Source organism: Lampropedia puyangensis (genome assembly GCF_004833285.1).
GTDB lineage: Bacteria > Pseudomonadota > Gammaproteobacteria > Burkholderiales > Burkholderiaceae_C > Lampropedia > Lampropedia puyangensis.
On record NZ_STFG01000049.1, the window covers coordinates 1 to 3691 of the forward strand.

A 3691-nucleotide genomic window follows, 5' to 3' on the forward strand; every position below is an offset into this window, starting at 1 on the left:
ATTAGCGTCTGACCAGAGGTTCTTCTTGGGATGCAGTGACCGGCAAACTTCAACCATCTGCGTGAATCAAGCAATTACCCCTCAACACAATCAATACCAAGCTGCAAATCAATGCGCTCTCGTCCAAACACCACGCGATCGATTTGGACAGACCGCATTGCTTCAGCCATCACCTCATTTCCTTTGTTGGGCAGGCAGTTGAACTGTCCAAACTGCACAAACTCTTCAGACAATTGAGCCACTAGCCGATCGTTCATCTTCTGCAGCGCAGGTTGAACCTCCTCATCATCGAGGTCACGCCCGAACGCCACTTCTATGTTCCTATTGGCATTGTCACCAGGCAGCCAGTAATACACATGAGATGGAACACCGTTGCCGCATAGATAGATGCAAGATGCTTTGTAGTGCCATTTGCCAGCTATGGACTCCACGCCTTGGAACGTCAAGCCATGGATGGGCGTACTGTCTTCCTTGGAAAGAAATTGCCCCATGGTGAACGGACATGCCTTTGATGTCCTAATCTCCACCATGTGGATGCTGCGCCCCTGCTGATCTGTGGTCAGCGTAAATGCGCAACCATTCACCATAAAGCTGTGCTCGTTACCATCCGAGCGCATCGCAGGCCCTAACTGCTGCTCAACATACGCGAGGTTCATTCCGATGGTATCCAGCCCGATCGTTTCTCGAAGCTTAGAGGCTGGTGTTTGCGCCGCAGCCAATACCGGTAATGTGCAAACTGCCACGATCCATACAGTTTGCTTGAACTTTTCTGTATTGCTTGGCCGGTAGTGCAGTGGTTCTGTATTTTTCATGATCATGCGTGAAATCCTCTGTCTGTCATCCTGCTGTCCTTGGGCCTCTCTACAAAGCATCGGTACGTTTGCAAAGAGGCTGGTCTATGGCGCATAGCCTCTTTTGCAAGTGAAGAAGCATTACTGCAAGCTATCTCTGATACGCCCATGCTCAAACACATAGCGTTTCATCTGCGGTGTTCCAGATGGACTGCGCTGTGGCGCTGCTTCTGCCAGATTCCATTCGGGCATGACCAGCGACAACACTTGCTTTGCGGGCAGGTCTTTATCCCCCAACCACTCGAACTGAACCAGCTCTGAACAGGAGCCAAACTCCGGTGTACTGGTCGCGCCATTGCCATTCAAGGTCACAAGCCTGAACATAGCCGGACAAGCTTGATCACCTGTATTCATCACCAAGACCCAATCATCACGTTCGTTCTCAAAGTGCTGCACGATGCGCAAGCGTGCATTGCCTTGCACGGTCTCTTCTTTGGCAACACCGATCGATCGAGTACGCCGCTCAATAGCAAGAGCGTCATCAGGTTCGTCACCAAACACGAATCGGCTGATCCGCTTGATCCAGCGCTCAATGAATGAGAGGTTTTCCTGTTCGTATTGCTCTCGGCTTAACACTTCCACAGGTGCTTCTACAGTGGCCAGAACAGGGCGCGTGTTAAACGTCAGTTGTTGGCTGGCATCAATGGCCAACGTACCAAAGCGGGTGCTCAACGTTGTTGAATCTAAGCTGAATGCTGTGCTGGCATCCGCTGTTTGCGCCGATTGAATCCAGAACATGGCAGATGCTCCCTCGACAACAGGAAGCTGCGGCATCTCTGACGGACTGAATTCGACAAGTTCTGTGTGATCAACGATGCAAAGCATGTTGGGCATGCAGCGCTGCAGGATCAATTGACCTGCCGCACTGTGGTTTTCAAACACGTACCCCACCACATCACCGGTTTCACCCCCCATGTACACAATGGTGGAATAGTCTTGCCCTACCTCTTGCAGAAAGCCTTCTACATCGGCGGGCTCTGCTTCAATAGCGGTTTCAACTGACGCTTGGATGGTGCCGTGGCACGCTAAACACAACAGGGTCACCATGAGCAAACGCCATGGTTGTGCTGAGCCAGTTCTTCGCAATGGGATCGGCGGCTTCATTTCCTCGCTCTGTTTCAGCCACCTCATTGGTAGTACTCCTTGCAGGTTTTGCCCTCATAGAGCGCTTTGATCTTTTTATAAGTGTTTCCGCGACGAGGTCCCTCCATCGGCAGCTCTTCCGTAAACATCTGATCCAAACGGGTAGCCGTGCTGGAAAACCGTTCCGTGCCATTTTTTTCCCACAAGTCTGCGAGTTTTTGAGCACTTCGGGTAGCGGCTTGGTCATTGCCCATCAAGGTGGCGACTTTGCCGCACTTGTAGGCCGTGTACATCTCGTCTTCCCCGCAACTGCGCAGCACGCTCATGAGCACTACGACAATAAAGCAAATGGAAGCGAGCTTCATCACTATCTTCATGGGTGATTCCTTTGCCTCACGCCATCAACGGCGGTTTTTGTTGCACTTATTGCCTTCCGCCACCAGCCCGGAGAAGTCCTCCCCGTCCAAATGCTCACGCACCTGACGTCTGAGGTTCTTGAAGTACGGATCGCTGTTCGTGGTGGAGCGCATTAACTGCATCGGATCTGTGAAGTCGACACGCTTTTCTTTGTCAAAAAGCCGCATACACGCATTCAACGCGTTGCCAATCATGCCAATTGACTCTGAGCGCCTGCTGCTCGACGAGCTGCCTGCAAACCACTTGGTTCTTCGATACGTCACCAGCTCTTGTATTGAGTCAGCAAAGGCTTCATCGGAGTCGCCATCCAGCTCAGGCTCAATAGAAAACAGATACGAGGGCCAAAACAACAAGCTCGCCGTCAGTGTTGCCCCGAATAGCGACGTAGCCGGTGCTGGCCGACTGCCGTTGGCGTTATTCCAGTAAATGAATGGCATCAGCAGCACACCAATCAACAAGTACCCCACGATGAAACGTTTCATACGTCCTATTCCTCTTTCTGTTTACTAAAAACCCATCTGTAAGCCCCATGACTGACCATCACTTGTCTCATCATTTGCTGTTGCCCCCAAGGAGAGTCATGATTCCCATGAAAAACAACCAGAGCATCAAGCCCCAAAACCCCATCACGGCGATGGAGACGTAGACCACTGCACAAAAGAAAATCACTCCGGCCACTAGCCTGATCAAGATCATGTTGGTTCCACCCTTTACCGCTAATTCGCCTGACTACTGAAGCTGCCGCCGATCTCATCGGCCCTCGCATCCGTGCAGGCCAAAGGTACATGGGATGTTCTTCGCCATTAGCAATGCAGAAACACCCTATATGTGAAGCATACTCCGTAGATGCAATTACAACATGAAACAATCATGCGTGGGTGTCTGCCAAGCCCACTCCCCCAAAAAATCTACCTTCCAGTGATGATCTGCGAGGGATATTGGCGTACTGGATACGCCTGCATCGTGTAGAAAAAGGTTGGTCTCAGGAGAGACTGGCTTTGGAGTGCGAGTTAGATCGCACCTATGTCTCTGCGGTAGAGCGTTCTCGCTGGAATGTGTCTCTGTCCAACATTGAGAAAATCGCCAAGGCATTGGATGTTGCGCCTTGGGCTTTACTCAAACCGCCTGAGTAAAGGCTCCAGTGACGGCAATGCTTTATCCACAGAAGCTGTATTGATTCGTGTGGGATTGCGGCACTTGTGGCTTGCAACTGTTTCTTTGCCAACAGCGCAGCAGGCAGGGGAATTGGTACAGGAAGAGATCAACCAGATTTCTGACCAAGACTCGGTTCTGGAGAGCGGATACGAACGCCCGATGAATGAAACGCAGATCAAGCCCCT

The 3691-nt window shown here is 51.4% G+C and carries 7 protein-coding genes; 2 read left to right on the top strand and 5 right to left on the bottom strand.

Features of this window, described 5'->3' with window-relative positions; translation table 11 throughout:
• Positions 1–74: 74 nt before the first annotated feature.
• The 5 genes from E9531_RS17275 to E9531_RS17575 form a co-directional block, all read right to left on the bottom strand.
• Complete coding sequence (locus E9531_RS17275; RefSeq protein WP_136575008.1) at positions 75–818, bottom strand: hypothetical protein; 744 nt, start codon at positions 816–818, stop codon at positions 75–77.
• 114 nt (positions 819–932) lie between these two features.
• Positions 933–1982 carry a hypothetical protein gene (locus E9531_RS17280; protein ID WP_136575009.1) on the bottom strand — a complete coding sequence of 350 codons (1050 nt, stop codon included), beginning with the start codon at positions 1980–1982 and terminating at the stop codon, positions 933–935.
• A complete protein-coding gene (locus E9531_RS17285; protein ID WP_136575010.1) occupies positions 1979–2311 on the bottom strand; it encodes a hypothetical protein in 333 nt (110 codons plus the stop codon). The genes E9531_RS17280 and E9531_RS17285 overlap by 4 nt, the downstream gene beginning before the upstream one ends.
• Positions 2312–2335: 24 nt before the next feature.
• Positions 2336–2833, bottom strand: coding sequence for a hypothetical protein (locus E9531_RS17290; RefSeq protein ID WP_136575011.1), 498 nt, complete (start codon positions 2831–2833; stop codon positions 2336–2338).
• Positions 2834–2903: 70 nt separating this feature from the next.
• A complete protein-coding gene (locus E9531_RS17575) occupies positions 2904–3047 on the bottom strand; it encodes a hypothetical protein (protein ID WP_158291841.1) in 144 nt (47 codons plus the stop codon).
• Positions 3048–3349: 302 nt separating this feature from the next.
• Here E9531_RS17575 and E9531_RS18015 point away from each other — a divergent pair, with 302 nt between their 5' ends.
• Together E9531_RS18015 and E9531_RS17685 are read left to right on the top strand one after the other, a co-directional pair.
• Entirely contained in the window at positions 3350–3484 is a 135-nt protein-coding gene (locus tag E9531_RS18015; protein ID WP_425293608.1) for a helix-turn-helix domain-containing protein, read from the top strand.
• On the top strand, positions 3447–3691 hold a 245-nt coding region (locus tag E9531_RS17685), incomplete at its 3' end, for a hypothetical protein (protein ID WP_211343486.1). The genes E9531_RS18015 and E9531_RS17685, both read left to right, overlap by 38 nt.